The 18,646-nt window shown below is 32.5% G+C and carries 13 protein-coding genes and 1 pseudogene; 5 read left to right on the top strand and 9 right to left on the bottom strand.

Annotated elements, in window-relative coordinates; genetic code table 11:
- Position 1: 1 nt before the first annotated feature.
- From BEE63_RS12000 to BEE63_RS11990, 3 genes are all read right to left on the bottom strand, one after another.
- Positions 2-784, bottom strand: a complete 783-nt coding sequence (locus BEE63_RS12000; protein WP_066021616.1) for an ABC transporter ATP-binding protein — start codon at positions 782-784, stop codon at positions 2-4.
- A gap of 11 nt (positions 785-795) precedes the next feature.
- A complete protein-coding gene (locus BEE63_RS11995) occupies positions 796-1,539 on the bottom strand; it encodes an HlyD family secretion protein (RefSeq protein ID WP_066021615.1) in 744 nt (247 codons plus the stop codon).
- Between the two features lie 793 nt (positions 1,540-2,332).
- Positions 2,333-2,947 (bottom strand): TetR/AcrR family transcriptional regulator, encoded by a 615-nt coding sequence (locus BEE63_RS11990; RefSeq protein ID WP_066021614.1) that lies wholly within the window; start codon positions 2,945-2,947, stop codon positions 2,333-2,335.
- A gap of 252 nt (positions 2,948-3,199) precedes the next feature.
- Between BEE63_RS11990 and BEE63_RS11985 the strand changes: the two genes are divergently transcribed.
- Both BEE63_RS11985 and BEE63_RS11980 read left to right on the top strand, forming a co-directional pair.
- The gene (locus BEE63_RS11985; protein ID WP_066021613.1) at positions 3,200-5,725 is read left to right on the top strand and encodes a leucine-rich repeat domain-containing protein; all 2,526 of its coding nucleotides are present in this window, start codon (positions 3,200-3,202) and stop codon (positions 5,723-5,725) included.
- 344 nt (positions 5,726-6,069) lie between these two features.
- A complete protein-coding gene (locus BEE63_RS11980) occupies positions 6,070-8,580 on the top strand; it encodes a leucine-rich repeat domain-containing protein (protein ID WP_066021612.1) in 2,511 nt (836 codons plus the stop codon).
- A 91-nt stretch (positions 8,581-8,671) separates the two neighbouring features.
- On the opposite strand, the gene BEE63_RS11975 is transcribed toward BEE63_RS11980, so the two are convergent.
- From BEE63_RS11975 to BEE63_RS11960, 4 genes are all read right to left on the bottom strand, one after another.
- Positions 8,672-10,768: an ABC transporter ATP-binding protein gene (locus BEE63_RS11975; RefSeq protein ID WP_066021611.1), complete on the bottom strand. Its 2,097-nt coding sequence runs from the start codon at positions 10,766-10,768 to the stop codon at positions 8,672-8,674.
- The gene (locus BEE63_RS11970; protein WP_066021610.1) at positions 10,765-12,519 is read right to left on the bottom strand and encodes an ABC transporter ATP-binding protein; all 1,755 of its coding nucleotides are present in this window, start codon (positions 12,517-12,519) and stop codon (positions 10,765-10,767) included. The genes BEE63_RS11975 and BEE63_RS11970 overlap by 4 nt, the downstream gene beginning before the upstream one ends.
- A gap of 106 nt (positions 12,520-12,625) precedes the next feature.
- Positions 12,626-13,084 carry a MarR family winged helix-turn-helix transcriptional regulator gene (locus BEE63_RS11965; protein ID WP_066021609.1) on the bottom strand — a complete coding sequence of 153 codons (459 nt, stop codon included), beginning with the start codon at positions 13,082-13,084 and terminating at the stop codon, positions 12,626-12,628.
- Positions 13,085-13,343: 259 nt separating this feature from the next.
- The gene (locus tag BEE63_RS11960) at positions 13,344-14,201 is read right to left on the bottom strand and encodes a DegV family protein (protein ID WP_066021608.1); all 858 of its coding nucleotides are present in this window, start codon (positions 14,199-14,201) and stop codon (positions 13,344-13,346) included.
- Positions 14,202-14,425: 224 nt separating this feature from the next.
- Between BEE63_RS11960 and BEE63_RS11955 the strand changes: the two genes are divergently transcribed.
- Positions 14,426-14,800: a hypothetical protein gene (locus tag BEE63_RS11955; RefSeq protein WP_066021607.1), complete on the top strand. Its 375-nt coding sequence runs from the start codon at positions 14,426-14,428 to the stop codon at positions 14,798-14,800.
- Between the two features lie 85 nt (positions 14,801-14,885).
- Positions 14,886-15,713 (top strand): MBL fold metallo-hydrolase, encoded by an 828-nt coding sequence (locus BEE63_RS11950; protein WP_066021606.1) that lies wholly within the window; start codon positions 14,886-14,888, stop codon positions 15,711-15,713.
- 190 nt (positions 15,714-15,903) lie between these two features.
- Here the strand turns inward: BEE63_RS11950 and BEE63_RS22565 are convergent.
- A pseudogene (locus tag BEE63_RS22565) lies at positions 15,904-15,999 on the bottom strand (putative holin-like toxin); the annotation flags it as partial.
- Positions 16,000-16,188: 189 nt separating this feature from the next.
- On the opposite strand from BEE63_RS22565, the gene BEE63_RS11945 reads away from it, so the two are divergent.
- Entirely contained in the window at positions 16,189-16,632 is a 444-nt protein-coding gene (locus BEE63_RS11945) for a GNAT family N-acetyltransferase (RefSeq protein WP_066021605.1), read from the top strand.
- A gap of 542 nt (positions 16,633-17,174) precedes the next feature.
- Here BEE63_RS11945 and BEE63_RS11940 read toward each other — a convergent pair.
- Positions 17,175-18,572: an APC family permease gene (locus BEE63_RS11940; RefSeq protein WP_066021604.1), complete on the bottom strand. Its 1,398-nt coding sequence runs from the start codon at positions 18,570-18,572 to the stop codon at positions 17,175-17,177.
- Between the last annotated feature and the right edge of the window lie 74 nt (positions 18,573-18,646).

Here is an 18,646-nt window from a genome sequence, read left to right as displayed (position 1 = left end):
GTTATTCCTCCTTCCCTATCATTTGTTTAAGTTCATTGAAAGAATTTTCAACCTTTTGATGGGTAGTTTCTTCCACATATTTTATAAACACATCTTCTAGGTTATTTACTTTTTCCCTTTCTATAAGCTCCCTAGGAGAACCTGTAGTCATGAGCTTGCTATCAAATATAAAAGCTAGCATATCACAGCTTTCTGCTTCATCCATATAGTGAGTTGTTACAAGAACCGTAATACCTTCACGTGAAAGTGTATATATCATTTGCCAGAAAATTCTTCTAGACACAGGATCAACAGCAGAAGTTGGCTCATCAAGGACTAGAATTTCAGGTTTATGAATCAAAGCACACCCAAGAGCTAATCTCTGCTTCCAGCCACCAGACAAATTCCCCGTAATTACATGTTCCCTTCCATTGAGTCCAGCCATACTCACTATATATTTTTTCATTTCTTCTCTTTTAGCTTTTTTAAGTCCATAAATTCCAGAATAAAAATTTAAATTTTCATCTACAGTTAAATCTTCATATAAGCTAAATTTTTGAGACATATATCCTATTTTAGCCTTTATCTTATCTCTGTCTTTCCTTACATCATATCCAAGAACATATGCTGTTCCTGCTGTTGGCGTTAAAACACCGCAGAGCATTTTAATGGTAGTAGATTTTCCAGAGCCATTAGGTCCAATAAAGCCATATATCTTACCTTTAGGCACATTAAAACTTATATTGTCTACAGCTGTATAATTTCCGAATTTTTTCGTAAGTCCCTTTATTTCAATAGCATCCATTTTTACCCCTCCTACTTTATCTCCACATCCATTAGTGTCCCTGGAGAATAGTCTAGGTTATTATCTACTTTAACTTTCACTTCAAACACTGTTTCCTCTTTATCACTCTTGGTTTCAGTATTTTTAGGTGTGAATTCCGCTTGTGGTGATATGTAAGAGACTGTACCTTTTCCCACATTTTTATCATTGTAATAAATATTCAATTTATCATTTAACTTAACCTTATCCCTCTTAGACTGTTCAACATATACCTTTATATACCTATTATCAATATCTAAAACCTTAGCAAGATTGCCACCTTGATTTATCACTTCTCCACTATTTACAAGAACTTCAGATACTACACCATCCCCTGGACTCTTAACATCACATTTCCCTATATTTAAATTAGCTAAATCTAGAGCCGCATTAGCTTCCTTAAGTTTCGCATCAGCCTGCTTTTTAGTATTATCCGGCGCATTATCAGGTAAACTATCCTTAGTTGCCTCTGCTGCCTCCACTTCTGCATCTGCTTGATTCTTTTGTATATTATAAGCCTCAGAATTTATATTAAAAGTCACATCATCCTTTTTTACTTTATCCCCTTCTGATACATTTACCTTATCAATTTTCCCTGCAACCTCTGAAGTTATATAGTAACTGTTACATTCAATTGTTCCCGTGTACTTATTACTATCTGCTTTATCGGTAGTGCAAGCTGTTAAACTTAAACTTAAAATTCCAATGATTATAACCGCAGCACTTTTATACTTCATAATATACATCTCCTTTTTATTCAACATTTTAATTAATGAGTGAGCACTCACTTATTAATATATCACTTTATATTATTTTGTCAATCATGTATGATTCTATTACTAAAAAATTAAAGATGACTAATACGTTAACTTATTTAAAAATCAAATAATATATATCAAAGTAAATCATCTATTTACTAATTTAATCTATACAATTGATACCTAAAATTCCGTAGGCACGGATGAATTTTTTCCTTGTTTTACTCGAAAAATGAATTAACATTGATGAAGTAACAATTTAAAAAAACTCAATAATATTTTGTATCCCTATTTTATATGAGCTTTTAATTTGGATCTTCTGCAGTGGAGCGGAAGAAAATCTTCCTTGCTTTTACCTCTATGCGAAGTAACAGTATTTTGGAAACTGTTTAAATAAAACTCAATAAGACTTTGCTTGAAATTATAAAAAGACTTAGATGTTTCAATCTGTCTGAGCTTCTTTTCAGCGAGTTATTGAAACTTCTTAGGATTTTTATTATTTTGTAGCCCTATTTTATATGAGCTTTTAATTCGGATTTTCGGTAGTGGAGCGGAAGAAAATCTTCCTTGCATCTACCTTCTATGCGAGTAACAGTATTTTGGAAACTGTTTAAATAAAGCTCAATAAGACTTTGCCCCAAATAATGAAAATACTTAGTAATTTTAATTTGTCTGAGTAATCTTCCCAGCGAGTTATTAAAATTTCTTAGTATTTTCATTATTTGGGGCTTAGTCTTATGAGCTTTATTTAATGTTTCAAAATACTGTTACTTCACCTCAGCAGTCCATGAAGAAACATTTCAACCATTTGCTCTACCTGCACTTCTCTGTCTACTTTAATTAGATTTGGGAAAAATTCTTCCTGCATAACAAGCATTATTACAGAACCAATTAAAGTCCTTCCTACTACCATCAGATCCAAATCTTTAAGTTTTTCTTTTATCTCCGCATTATGTTCAATATAACCATAAGCCATATCCTTAACTGCAAAAATTATATTGTTCACAAATGCTTCTTTCAAATCCTCTTGATATTGAATTTCCGTAACCACAATTTTAAATATTTTCTTATTTTTTTCTAACAAGTCAATCCTATCGAGTATAATCAATTTTAATATTTCTTTTATGTCTTTATCTTTGTTTTTTTCTATAATTTTATTTAATCTATCTGTTATTATACTTTTTCCTATAACTTTAGATGAAAACATTATTATTTTAGCAAGAAGTGCCTTTTTATTTTTAAAATACCTAAATAAAGTTCCTTCGGCTATTCCTGCTTCTTTTGATATTTCACTTGTGGTAGCCGCATTATATCCCTTTTCAGAAAAAATCTTAATTGCCGCTTCCATTATATCCTTTTCCCTATCTTCCGCTGCTTTTCTTGCCATAACAAGCGAGAATCTTTATATGGTTTATAGTTTAACAACTGTATCTAGAAACCTTATAATTAAGATTCTCTCCTCCCTTCTTATATAAATGAGTATTTACTCATTTTAGGATATCACTTTTATGTTTATTGTCAAATCAGCAATCAATATTCTCTATATCTTTCTTTAAAATATTTTTACCAGTATTTAGGTAATCTTGTGACTATTTTTATGATATAATTACATAGTATGCAATTTTTAGGGGGGATACAATTGAAAAAATTTAAACTTAAGTACTTATTTGCTGTTTTTATGGCTTTTTCACTACTTTTTATATTTAATTCTTCATATACATATAAAGCAGCTGCTACTGATACTAGCACTATTGGAGTAACTTATAGTGCCCATGTTCAAAATATTGGCTGGCAGAATTGGGTTAATGATGGCGCTGAGGCTGGTACTGATGGTAAAGGTTTTAGAGTTGAGGCTCTTAAAATTAAACTTGTTAACGCACCAGCAGATGCCGGTATAACTTACTGTGCTCATGTGCAAAATATTGGCTGGCAAACCTTGTCCAGTGATGGAGCTGAAGCTGGGACTGATGGTAAAGGTCTTAGAGTTGAAGCTTTGAAAATCAAGCTTAAAAATCTTGATGAATATTCAGTTCAATATCGTGCTCATGTTCAAAACATTGGCTGGCAAGATTGGGTTAGTGATGGAGCTGAAGCTGGGACTGATGGTAAGGGTCTTAGAGTTGAAGCTATTGAAATTAAAATAGTTAAAAAAACGCATCCAACTTCTATTGCCATAAGCAAAGGTGACCAGACTTTAAAAGTAGGACAAACAGATAACCTAACTGCAAACTTTACTCCAGCAGATACTACTGATCAGAATGTAACTTGGGCTTCTTCTGATCCAAACGTAGCTTCTATTGATTCTAATGGTAAAGTTACTGCAAATGGCGTAGGAACTTCTCAAATTACAGCTACTTCTCATGATGGCTGCAAAACCGCTACTTGTATCATTACTGTAACTCCTGCCGATCCTGAAGTGCAATACTCAGCTCATGTACAAAATATCGGATGGCAAAATCCAGCTAGTGACGGCGCTGAAGTTGGAACTGACGGTAAAGGTCTCAGAGTTGAAGCTTTTAAAATCAAACTTTCAAATGCTCCAGCAAATGCTAAAATAAGTTACAGAGCTCATGTTCAAAACGTTGGCTGGCAAGATTGGGTTAGTAATGGCGCAGAAGCTGGTACTGATGGTAAAGGTCTTAGAGTTGAAGCTTTACAGATAAAACTAGATAATATGCCTGACTACTCAATACAATATCAAGCACATGTACAAAATATAGGCTGGCAGGATTGGGTTAGCGATGGCGCAGAAGCTGGTACTGATGGTAAAGGTCTTAGAGTTGAAGCCCTCAGAATTAAACTTGTTAAGAAAGTACCTGCAGTACATGTAGATTCAATTGCATTAAATAAAACTTCAGATACTTTAAATGTTGGTGATACGGATAATTTATCAGCAACTATAAAACCAGATAATGCAAGTAATAAAAATGTAACATGGGCTTCTTCTGATAGCAGCATAGCTTCCGTTGATAATACAGGTAAAGTAACTGGCAATAAGGAGGGTACTGTTACTATTGCTGCGACTTCAGAAGATGGTAACAAAACTGCAACTTGTAATATTACTGTAAATCCTACTAATAATTCAGATGTAGTAACTTTTAAAGATCCAGAATTAGAAAGACTAGTAAGAAGTGCAATAAATAAACCAACTGGCACTTTATATAAAAAAGATGTTGCAAATATTACTGATCTTGAAGTTGAAGAAAGAGAAAAAAAGATTACAGATTTAAGTGGTATTGAAAACTTAACAAAGTTAGATACTTTTAAGCTTATTAATCATGATAACACTGAATTGAATGATATTAGTCCTCTAAAAGGGCTTAAAAACTTGAAGCATCTTATTCTTGTAAACAATACTATAAGTGACATTAGCGCTTTAAAGGAACTAACTAATTTACAGGAACTAGATTTAGGTGACAACAGCATAAGTGATATAAGTCCAATAAGTGGATTAACTAACTTGCAAGACCTTAACTTAGGCGTTAATAAGCTTAGTGATATAAGTGCCTTGAAAAGCCTAACAAATTTAAAATCACTATATTTAGATGCCAATAGGGGCATAAGTGACATAAGTGTAATTCAAAATCTAACTCAACTAAATAAATTTAGCGCTGTAACGTGTTCTTTAAGTTCTTTAAATGCTTTAAAGCACTTAACAAATTTACAGGATCTTGATTTGCGAAATAATGAAATAACTGATATAAGTCCATTAAGTGGGTTAACTAATTTAAATACGCTTTTGCTAGATAGTAATGACATAATTGACATAAGTCCAGTAAGTAAATTAACAAACCTAAAAGAATTCGTCGCAGGTGGTCCCAACCTTACTGATATAAGTCCACTAAAAGACTTAACTAATTTGCAAGATCTTGATCTAGAGGGTAATGAAATAACTGATATAAGTCCACTAAAAAACTTAACAAACTTAAAATCTCTTCGTATGGCTTCCAATAAAATAGACAATATCGCTCCAATACAAAACTTAACAAACTTACAAGAATTGGACTTAAGGGATAACAAGCTTACTAATGTAGCTTTATTAAGTAGACTAATTAATCTACAGTGGCTTAATTTAATTCAAAACCAGATAAATTCAGAAGATAAAACTACATTAGCAAATGCTTTACCTAATTGTCATATTTACTACACAAGTTCTGCACAATAGTAATGCTTGTATTTGTACACAACTTATGTAACTACTAAAAATAGGGTGCCGCATTAGCGTATTTATTATGCCAATGCGACACCCTATTTATTTAGCCTACCTCTTCATTACTTCCGCCTGTAAACTAGCTGTTATAAAGATCAGCGTAAAATCTATTTTTAGCTAAAAGCTCCTTGTGATTTCCCTGCTCTATTATAGAACCGTGATTCATAACAAGTATCAAATCCGCATCACGTATTAACATTTCAGAATTTATAGTAACCTATCTTACAATATTTATATAATCTCAAAATTACCTTTGTGCTATAATTATACTATACATGAATTTAATGGGAGGGATACAATTGAAAAGATTTAAATTTAAGTACTTATTTACTGCTTTTATGGCTTTTTCACTGCCTTTTGTATTTAATTCTTCATATACATACAAAGCAGCCACTACTGATACTACCACTATTGGAATAACTTATAGTGCTCATGTTCAAAATATTGGCTGGCAGAATTGGGTTAGTGATGGAACTGAAGCTGGAACTGATGGTAAAGGTCTTAGAGTTGAAGCTCTTAAGATTAAACTTGTTAACGCACCAGCAGATGCCGGTATAACTTACTGTGCTCATGTTCAAAATATTGGGTGGCAAACCTTGTCCAGTGATGGCGCTGAAGCCGGAACTGATGGTAAAGGTCTTAGAGTTGAGGCTTTGAAAATAAAACTTAAAAATCTTGATGAATATTCAGTTCAATATCGTGCTCATGTTCAAAACATTGGCTGGCAGGATTGGGTTAGTGATGGTGCTGAAGCTGGTACTGATGGTAAGGGTCTTAGAGTTGAAGCTCTTGAAATTAAAATAGTTAAAAAAACACATCCAACTTCTATTGCCATAAGCAAAGGTGACCAAACTTTAAAAGTAGGACAAACAGATAATCTAACTGCAAACTTTACTCCATCAGATACTACTGATCAGAATGTAACCTGGGCTTCTTCTGATTCGAATGTAGCTTCTATTGATTCTAATGGTAAAGTTACTGCAAATGGCGTAGGAACTTCTCAAATCACAGCTACTTCTCATGATGGCTGCAAAACTGCTACTTGTATCATTACTGTAACTCCTGCTGATCCTGAAGTGCAATACTCAGCTCATGTACAAAATATCGGATGGCAAAATCCAGTTAGTGATGGTGCCGAAGTTGGAACTGACGGTAAAGGTCTAAGGGTTGAAGCTTTTAAAATCAAACTTTCAAATGCTCCAGCAAATGCTAAAATAAGTTACAGAGCTCATGTTCAAAACGTTGGTTGGCAAGATTGGGTTAGTAATGGCGCTGAAGCCGGGACTGATGGTAAAGGTCTTAGAGTTGAAGCTTTACAAATAAAACTAGATAATATGCCTGACTACTCAATACAATATCAAGCACACGTACAGAATATCGGATGGCAGGATTGGGTCAGTGATGGCGCTGAAGCTGGAACTGATGGTAAAGGTCTTAGAGTTGAAGCCCTCAGAATCAAGCTTGTTAAGAAAGTACCTGTAGATTCAATTGCATTAAATAAAACTTCGGATACTTTAAATGTTGGTGATACAGATAGCTTATCAGCAACTATAAAACCAGATAATGCAACTAATAAAAATGTAAATTGGACATCTTCTGACAGCAGCATAGCTTCCGTTGATAATACAGGTAAAGTAACTGGCAATAAACAGGGTAACGCTACTATTACTGCAACTTCAGAAGATGGAAGTAAAACTGCAACTTGTAATATTACTGTAAATCCTACTAATAGTTCAGATGTAGTAACTTTTAAAGATAAAAATTTAGAAAGCTTAGTAAGAAGTGCAATAAATAAACCAACTGGCACTTTATATAAAGGCGATGTTGTAAATATTACTGATCTTGAAGAAACAGCAAAACCTGTTACAGATTTAAGCGGTATTGAAAACTTAATAAACTTAAATACCTTTAAGCTTTATAATACTAATAAAACTGAATTGAGTAATATTAGTCCTCTAAAAGAGCTTAAAAACTTAAAGCATCTTACTCTTGTAAACAATACTCTAAGTGACATTAGTCCTTTAAAAGAACTAACTAATTTACAAGAACTAGATTTAAGTGCAAATAAAATAAGTGATATAAGTTCCTTAGGCGAATTGACTAACTTACAAACTCTTAACTTGGCTGCTAATAATCTTAGTGATATAAGTTCCTTGAAAAACCTAACAAATTTAAAATCACTATATATAGATTCCAATAGTGACATAAGTGATATAAGTGTAGTTCAAAATCTAACTCAACTAAGTGAATTTAGCGCTGAATCGGATTCTTTAAGTTCTTTAAATGGTTTAAAAAGCTTAACAAACTTAAAATATATTGATTTACAGAATAATAAAATAACTGATATAAGTCCAGTAAGTCAATTAACTAACTTAAATACGCTTTTGTTATATAGTAATAGCATAACCGACTTAAGTCCAATAAGTCAATTAACAAACCTAAAAGAATTAAGTGTAGGTGGTACCACCATTACTGATATAAGTTCACTAAAAAACTTGACAAATTTACAAGATCTCGACTTAGGTTATAATCAAATAACTGATATAAGTCCACTAAAAAACTTAACAAACTTAAAATATCTTAGCATGGCTTCTAACAAAATAGACAATATTACTCCAATACAAAACCTAACAAACTTACAAGAATTGAACTTAATGGATAACAAACTTACTAATGTATCTTTATTAAGTAACCTAATTAATCTAAAGTGGCTTAATTTAGCTCAAAATCAGATAAGTTCAGAAGATAAAACTACATTAGCAAATGCTTTACTTAATTGTAATATTAACTACACAAGTCCTGCACAATAGTAATGCTTGTATTTGTATAAAGCTTATGTAACTACTAAAAATAGGGTGCCGCATTAGTATATTTATTATGCTAATGCGACACCCTATTTATTTAGCCTACCTCTTCATTACTTCCGCCTGTAAACTGGCTGTTATAAAGATCAGCGTAAAATCCATTTTTAGCTAAAAGCTCCTTGTGATTTCCCTGCTCTATTATAGAACCGTGATTCATAACAAGTATCAAATCCGCATCACGTATAGTTGATAATCTATGTGCAATTACAAAACTTGTTCTGCCCTTCATAACGTTTGACATGGCCTTCTGTATTGCAACTTCTGTTCTAGTATCAACACTACTTGTTGCTTCATCAAGTATTAATATTTCAGGATTTGCAAGTATAACACGTGCAATAGTCAAAAGCTGCTTCTGACCCTGAGATATATTTGAAGCCTCTTCATTGATAACAGTGTCATATCCATCTGCAAGAGTTCTAATAAAGTGGTCTGCATGCGCTGCTTTTGCCGCTCTTACTATTTCCTCATCAGTTGCACCATCTTTTGAATAAGCTATATTCTCTTTTATAGTTCCATTAAATAACCAGGTATCCTGAAGAACCATTCCAAACATATTGCGTAGATAATTTCTTCTCATTTCCTTTGTATCCACACCATCAACGGTTATTTTTCCTTCATTTATCTCATAGAAACGCATCAAGAGATTTACTATAGTAGTTTTTCCTGCACCAGTAGGACCAACAATTGCTACTGTCTCACCAGGTTTTACATCTATATTCATATCTTCTATTAAAGTAGCTCCTTCTTTGTAGCCAAACTTAACATCTTCAAATTTAACTGCACCCTTAGGAAGTTCAATGATTTTAGAATCCTCAGCATCTGGAATTTCCTCTTCTTCCTCAAGAAGATTGAAAACACGTTCTGCTGCAGCTACTGTAGATTGAATTATATTTGCTATATTAGCTGTCTGTATTATAGGCATTGTGAATAGTTTATTGTATTGGAAAAATGCCTGAACATCTCCTATAGTAACCATTCCCTTTGTTACAAATATTCCACCTGCAACACAAACTGCAACATATCCAAGGTTATTGATGAAGTTCATTAGTGGGAATATAATTCCTGACATAAACTGAGCTTTCCAACCTGATTTATATAGTCTATCATTTATCTCATTAAATTTATCTATTGAATCCTTCTCTTTACCAAAAGCCTTGACAATAACATGTCCTGTAAACATTTCTTCTACATGACCGTTCATCATTCCAAGCTCTTTCTGTTGACCAGCAAAGAACTTTTGAGACTTTTTAGCAATTAACATTGTTACACCTGCTGCAACAGGTAAAGTCAATACACAGATAAGTGTAAGCCATCCACTTATTGTTAGCATCATTACAATTGCACCAATAATTTGAACTATGGATGTTATAAGCTGCGTTAAGCTCTGCTGAAGAGTTGTTGCAACTGTATCAAGGTCATTTGTAACACGGCTTAATATTTCTCCATGAGTATTTGCATCGAAAAACTTAAGTGGTAATCTATTTAGCTTTTCATCTACATCTTTTCTCATGTTATAAACTGTTTTTTGTGCAACTGCCGCCATAACAAATGATTGTAAAAAGTTGAATATAGAACTAATTGCATAAAGAGCTATTAATTCTAAAACTATTGCCCATATATAGTCAAAGTCAATTTTAGTACCATACTTATTTGCTACTTGAGTAAGAGCACTATCCATTTTACTTTGTGCTGCCTTTAGCTGCTGCACTCCCTTTGTCATTTGTGCTTCTGCTGCTGCAACCTTTGGCGCTTTGGCCATCATAGGGTTTTGTTTTATTGAAGCATCTAATTTAGCTTTTTGAGCTTCTAGATCCTTAAGCTTTTTATCTATTGGACTTTTTTTAGATTTAATTTTTGCTGTTGCTACCTTACCAATAAGACCATCTGCAAGCTTAGTTGTAGCTCTACCCATAATCTTAGGAGAAGCAACACTAAAAACTACACTTAATATCGCCATAATTATAACCGCAGTAAACCTGAATTTATATGGTGCAAGGTACTTCATTAACTTTCTTATAGTACCCTTAAAATCCTTTGCCTTCTCAGCAGGTCTTCCCATTGCTGGACCACCATGACCGCTTGGACCGTGTCCCATTGCCTGACGTTTTGGGCTTTTTAATTTATTCTCACTCATGCCATTTCCTCCTCACTTAGCTGTGAAGCTACGATTTCATGGTATACATCACAGTTATTAAGTAGCTCCTTGTGTGTTCCAATTCCAACTACTTTTCCTTCATCTAAAACTATTATTCTATCTGCATTCATTATTGTGCTTACTCTCTGCGCTACTATTATAACTGTGGATTTGGAGGTTTCCTTACTTAAAGCAGCCCTAAGTTTTGCATCTGTTTTAAAATCAAGAGCTGAAAAACTATCGTCAAATATATATATTTCTGGTCTTCTAACTAAAGCTCTTGCAATTGAAAGACGCTGTTTTTGTCCACCGGAAACATTGCTTCCTCCCTCTGATATCTCAGAATCAAAGCCCTCTTTCATGGTGGATATAAATTCTGTTGCCTGGGCAATATCTGCTGCCTTTTTAATATCATCTAAGGAAGCATCATCATTACCAACCTGTATATTTGATGACACGGAACCACTGAAAAGCACTGCCTTTTGTGGAACAAATCCAATTTTTGATCTCAATTCCTGCTGCGTCATTTTAGTAATATCTTTTCCATCTACTATTATTTCTCCACTGTCTACATCATAAAATCTAGGAATAAGATTTATAAGTGTCGATTTTCCAGAACCAGTTCCGCCTATTATTGCTGTTGTCTCACCTGGTTTTGCCTTAAATGAGATATTTGATATTACTGGCTCTTCTGCACCTGGATAGCTAAAAGTTACATCTTTAAATTCAACATAACCTTTTTTATCTGAATCTGATTTCTCAGCGTTCTCAGGATCATTTATCTCAGATTTTATATCAAGAACCTCATTTATTCTAACTGCAGATGCTTGTGCACGTGGGATAAGTACAAACATTACTGCAACCATAAGAACAGAAATCATTATTTGCATAGCATATTGAGTAAATGCCATCATGTCTCCAACCTTCATGTCTCCTGCATCTATCCTCTTAGACCCAAACCATATAATTGATATAGTAGTTAAGTTCATTACAAGCATCATTAACGGCATCATTCCTGCCATTATTTTATTAGCCTTAATTGCGATGTTTGTGTAATCAGCATTGGCATTATCAAAACGCTTCTTTTCAACTTCCTGTCTATCAAAGGCTCTTATAACTCTCATACCTGTAAGACCTTCACGCAAAACTAGATTTATTCTATCTACCTTTTTCTGCATTAACTTAAATAGTGGCACAACAGATTTACCTATTACACCTATTACAATTACTAAAACAGGTATTGCAACTGCTAGAATCAAGGTTAAACCTTTATCTTTGCGTGCTGCTAAGATAACTCCACCTATACACATCATAGGTGCTGTAACTAACATTCTAAGCATCATTATAACAACATTTTGTACTTGAGTTATATCGTTAGTAGTACGGGTTATTAGGGATGCTGTACCAACCTTGTTAAATTCATTCATAGAATAACTTTCTACTCGTGTAAATAACTCTTTTCTCAAATTTCTTGTAAGTCCTAAAGTAGTTCTTGATGCAAACAAACTACCTATTACAGCACAAGTTACACTTCCTGCTGATATCAGAAGCATTAATCCCCCTGTCCTCCATATATATGGTATATCAGTTTGGGATGTACCATTAGAACTTACTTTCATGATACCGTTGTTTACAATGTCAGACATTAATGTGGGTAAATATAAGTCCGCCATAGATTGAAAAAATGCTAATATCAATATGATTATTACTGATAATGCAAATGGCTTTAGTTTTTTTAGTAGTTTAATCAATTAATTCATCTCCTTATCCGTTGAACTGACTTTCAACTAAATCATTGTGAAACTTAATCATTATGAAACTTAATTTATATTGTTAGGGTGTTAAATGCATATTGTTTTAATCTTCTTCATTCTTTATTTTCTTCATATACTTAGCTAAATCAGATAAAAGTTCTGCAAACTCTTCACTCTTCTCATTTCCTAAGTAATCTACTAGTCCCTCTATAAACTTCCAAAAACCTTTATTGGCTTTTTTAATTGTTACCTCACCTTTTTCTGTAAGGTTAACTCTGACAACTCTTCTATCTGTAAGATCCATAGTTCTTTTTACAAAACCACTTTTCTCCATACTGTTTATTTGTTGAGTAACCGTAGGCGAAGCAACTTTTAATATTTTACTTAACTGAGATACCTTAACTCCTTCTTCATTGACTTCAAGAGATTTTTTTATGCAAAAAAGAAGTACCACTTCAGAATGAGTTAATCCATCTATACCCCTTGGTTGAAATTTAACCTTTTTAAGTTGAGTAATAGCTAAAAACAATTTATCCGCTATCTCTTTTTTATTATTATCCATTTTTTCCTCCTTACACAAAATATTCTATAATCAACGTGCAATCTATATTTTGTAATATAATTAGTTTTATAAATAATTAATAATATAAATTATTAGGTAACCTAATTATATTTTGAAATTATATTCTTGTCAATACTATTTTAAAATAAATATATTTTTCTATGACAAACCACTTGAGCAAAGTAAACATAAAAAAAATTGGGCACATAATATATGTGGCCCAATTTTTATTCAAATACACCTCTAAAAATTCTAAAATCTAACGCATTCTATTCTCTGTATAATATGCAATGCCAATAGCTCCAGGCCCAACATGAAGCCCTATAACAGGGCCTATATCACATATTATAGCCTTAATATTGAATCTATCTTTTATAATATCTGCAAGCTTTTGAGCCTCATCATAACAATTTATATGGTGAATTGCTATACCTCCAAGTCCAAACTTTTCTACATCTTCATGAACTTTTTGTATCATAGTTTCTACAGCTCTTTTTTTAGTCCTAACCTTTGCATAAACTGTTGTTACTCCATTCTCTACTGTAAGTATTGGTATTATCTTTAATAGGTTTCCTATAAGTGCACTTGCTCCCCCTATTCTTCCACCTTTTCTTAAATAAACAAGGTTTTCAGGTATAAAAAGGAATCTGCTTTTCTTTAAATTTTCCTCAGCAGCTTTTTTTACCTCTCCAAGGCTTTTTCCATCCCTTGCAGCTTTAGCAGCACTTATAGCACAAAAACCAAGCTGCATACAGTTAGCTTTAGAATCCAGTATTTCTATTTTAGCAGACTTATATTCTTCAAGTACCATATCTCTTGCAATGTGCGCTGTTGAATATGTACCACTCATATCAGAAGATATAAATATGCATAAAAGGTCATCCCCAGCACTTACAACTTTTTTCATAGCGCTGCAAAAGTCTTCTATTGAAGGCTGAGATGATACTGGTATGCCCTTTTCATCCATCTTCTTATAAAATACCTCATTACTTATATCCATTTCCTTAAAAGTTTCATCATCAAACGTTACACTAAGCGATACTAAATTTATGTCATATTCATTTATTAAATCACTACTCATACAACTTGTACTATCGGTTAGAATCTTTACTGCCATAAAAATGCATCTCCAATCAATAAAATTATCTATATTCTATATTAAAGCATACTTTTTGTTTTTAAAACATCATATAATATTAAAATTTCATACTAATAAATAATTTCTGTATAGCTATATGGTAATGTGTTATAATATAAGCAAATTTTGGTTGTAGATTGTCTAAATACATTCCACTGGAATTGAGTAATTCTAGCTATTAATAAAACTCTGGAGGGGTAAAAATGCCTAAATGTATAAACTGTGGAAGTGAAGATGCTTCAAAACTAATAAAAGCAGGCAAAGATAGTATTTTAGATAAATATTACGTTTGTAGTGATGAATGTAAAGCTGAAGCCAATAGATATTTTAAAATGAGCAAATTAAAGTTTGGCATTCAAATTGTATCTGCGTTAATACTATGTGTACCTTTAACCCTAAGAAATGATAACTTTACTCCCTTATACATAGCTCTAATTGGTTTAGTAATATTAATTCTTCCATATGCTAAACACGGAGTCAGAGGAAATATAAGACACACAAAAAAAGTCATAAGAACTATTGGCGTTTTCGTATTGATTGTCAGTTTATTTATCTTTGTAATAAATTATAATTCATAAATAATCATGCCTTGATAATACATACTAAGAATGATAGTATCATGATTATATAGGATAATAAGTTAACAAAGGATGGTTAAAATAAATGAATTTAGATTTAATTATGCTAGGAACTGGACATGCAATGGTAACAAAATGCTATAATACGTGCTTCGCCATAAAAAATGATGACAAATATTTTATGGTAGACGCAGGTGGTGGTAATGGCATCTTTAATCAATTAGAAAAAGCAAAAATCCCATACACAGGCATTCACAACATGATAGTTACACACGGACATACTGATCATGTTCTAGGTGTAATATGGATTATAAGAAAAATTGCTTCGTTAATGTCCAGCAAAAAATACGCCGGAGAGTTTACCATATACTGCCATGACGAGCTAAAAAAAATGATTACTACATTCTGCGATCTTACTCTTCCACGTAAATTACTACAATTTATAGGGAATGGCATCTACCTTCGTGAAGTTGCTAATGGTGAACAAATTAATATTATAGATATGCAAATTCAATTTTTTGATATAGCCTCTACAAAGCAAAAACAATTTGGATTTCATGCAGTTCTTCCAAATGGAAAGACTTTAGCCTGCCTTGGAGATGAACCATATAATGAAACCAATAGAACTTATGTGGAAAATTGTGATTGGATGCTTTCTGAAGCCTACTGCTTATATGCTGATAAAGATGTTTTTAAACCATATGAAAAACATCACAGCACATCACTTGATGCCGGCAAATTGGCAGAACAATTAAATATAAAAAATTTGGTTTTATACCACACTGAAGATACAAATCTTGCAGAAAGAAAGACACGCTACACTAATGAGGCTAAAACGGTCTTCAGTGGAAATGTTTTTGTGCCAGATGATTTAGAAAAAATTGAACTCAATAAGGCTTGCTCTAAATTATAAAAAAGCTTAGAAGTATGTGTTTATTTTTTATAAAAATTTGATATAATATAAATAAGAAATGCAGATAATAAAAAGCAGAGTGCGTCAACACTCTGCTGATATACAATTCTAGTTGCTTAGGCAACTGATATCACTATATTCTATATGAATAAAAAATAGTAGCATCCAATTGCGAGTCGGGGCTACTATTTTTTGATATCTTATCTATAAGTAACACTACAAATGTTAATAGTGCTACTAAAAATAAACCACCAGTAAATAGTAACATTAAAACATCATTACTCATTAAGTATCACCTCCCTTCATGGAAGAGATAAGTGATACCAGTAGCCCGCGATTAACTATTAAAATTGTACTTTAGAATTATACCATAAGTATGTAGATTATATACACAAGAATAAAATGGAAAGACCTCACTTACAACCAATACTATAGATAATAATTTATTTCAAATTTTAAATTATGGAGTTTCAAAATGAAAATAAAAATAATAAAAGAAAATAAAAAAGATTTTTTAGACTTACTACTATTAGCAGATGAACAGGAAAATATGATAGATAAATATTTAGAAAGAGGTACTCTGTTTGCATTATATGATAATGATTTAAAAGGAATCTGTGTAGTAACTAAAGAGTCAGATAGAATCTATGAATTAAAAAATATCGCTACTTATAAAGAAATTCATGGTCAAGGCTACGGAAGGAAATTAGTTGACTATATTTTTGAATACTTTAAAAATGATTGTGACACTATGTATGTAGGAACAGGTGACAGTCCTTTAACAATACCTTTTTACAAAAAATGTGGATTCATAGAGTCTCATAGAGTTAAGAATTTTTTTACTGATAATTATGACCACCCAATTTATGAGTGCGGAAAACAACTAATCGACATGGTATATTTTAAAAAAGAATTTTAAATAAAGATATCAAATAATATTTTTTTAATAATCCACTATATTTCTCTAAAGCTCCCCACCCAAAATTCCGTAAGCACGGAGGAATTTTTTTCCTTGCATTTCCTTAAAATCGAAATAATAATGCTGAAAGAACGATTAAAGGCATCTTCAAAAAAATAATAAGTCTTGGCAAAAAAATCGTAAAATGCTTAGATATTTTAATTTGTTTGAGCTTCTTCTCAACGAGTTATTAAAATATCTTAGTATTCTCACTATTGATGGCTTAGTCTTATACAAGTCCTTAATCCATATTTCCCATATGATCCATTATCACTCTAAAACTCACCACCTAAAATTCCGTAGGCACGGAGGAATTTTTTCCTTGTACTTCCTCAAAAGAGAAGTAATAATGCTGAAAGAGCAATTTAAAAAAATCCTAATAAGTCTTGGCAAAAAAATCGTAAAATGCTTAGATATTTTAATTTGTTTGAGCTTCTTCTCAGCGAGTTATTAAAATATCTTAGTATTTTACGATTTTTTTACCTTAGACTTATAGGATTTTTTTAACGCGATGAAGCATTATTACTTCTCTTTCTTTCCTTACTGTGTTTAAAGCCATAGAATATATAAATTACTAGCCCAATCAATAGCCATATTGCAAACCTAAACCATGAAACACTTGGAAGATTAGCTATTAAATACAAGCAAAATACTATAGTCAAAATCGGTGTAAATGGCACACCTGGACATCTAAACTTTCTCTCCACATCTGGCATTGTATGTCTTAAAACTATTACCCCTAGTGACACAAGTACAAATGCAAATAAAGTTCCTATATTGCATAATTCAATTATAACATTAAGTGGTAAAAAGCCTGCAAATAAAGCTGTAACTATACCGGTAATTATAGTACATAATCCAGGCGTACTATGATTTTTGTTTATTTTTGAAAAAGCATTTGGTAAAAGTCCATCTCTAGACATAACCATAAAAATTCTTATTTGTCCATAAAGTGTTACCAAAAGACTAGATATCATTCCAATAACTGCTCCTACACCTACAATGGCTGACCCCCATGTTATTCCTATATGCGATAGTGCTCCCGGAAGCGCATTATTTACATCTATTTGCTTAAATGAAACTATTCCTGTTAATACAAATGCTACTGCAAGATAAAGTACAACAACTACAGATAAACATATCATAAGTCCCATAGGAACATCTTTTTTAGGATTTTTAGTTTCCTCCGAAGCCGTTGAAATCGCATCAAACCCTATAAATGTGAAAAATATGATAGCTGCTCCTGACATTATACCCTTTGTCCCATATGGACTGAATGGATGATAATTAGCTACATTTATATGAGATACACCTAAAAATATAAACAAAAGTATTATGCAAATTTTCAGCCCAACTATAATATTATTTACCTTAGCACTTTCAGAAACTCCTACATATAAAAGCCATGTAACCACGGCAGTTATTATAACCGCAGGCAAGTCCACAATTCCACCTGTAAGAGGTGAATTTGTAAGTACAAAAGGAAGATTTATATTATAATCTTTGAGTATCCCAATAAGTGTTCCAGACCATGCAGATGATACTGAAGCCGCTGCAACAAGGTATTCAAGTATTAAGTCCCAACCTATTATCCATGCTACCACCTCTCCAAAGGCAATGTATGAATATGAATATGTACTTCCTGATACCGGGAACATAGACGAAAGTTCCGAATATGTTAAAGCACATAAACCACTTGTTATTGCTGCCACTATAAATGAAATTATTACAGCTGGTCCTGCAAGTTTTGCTCCCTGACCTGTAGATACAAATATTCCTGTACCAACTACAGATCCTATTCCAAGTGCAGCAAGATCAAAACTGGTAAGTTTTCTTTTAAGACCGCTATTTGAAGCATCCTTTTCGACATCCGCTTCAGTTTTCTTTCTAAACATTTCCATTGATTTTTCCTCTTTCCCAACAAAAAGCATTAAAGGGTTCATAATTAAACATTTATAGATAAAACAGTTTAACT

The organism is Clostridium pasteurianum, from assembly GCF_001705235.1.
GTDB lineage: Bacteria > Bacillota > Clostridia > Clostridiales > Clostridiaceae > Clostridium_S > Clostridium_S pasteurianum_A.
The sequence above is the reverse complement of the archived record's forward strand: the minus strand, read 5'-3'. Positions and strand labels throughout refer to the sequence as shown.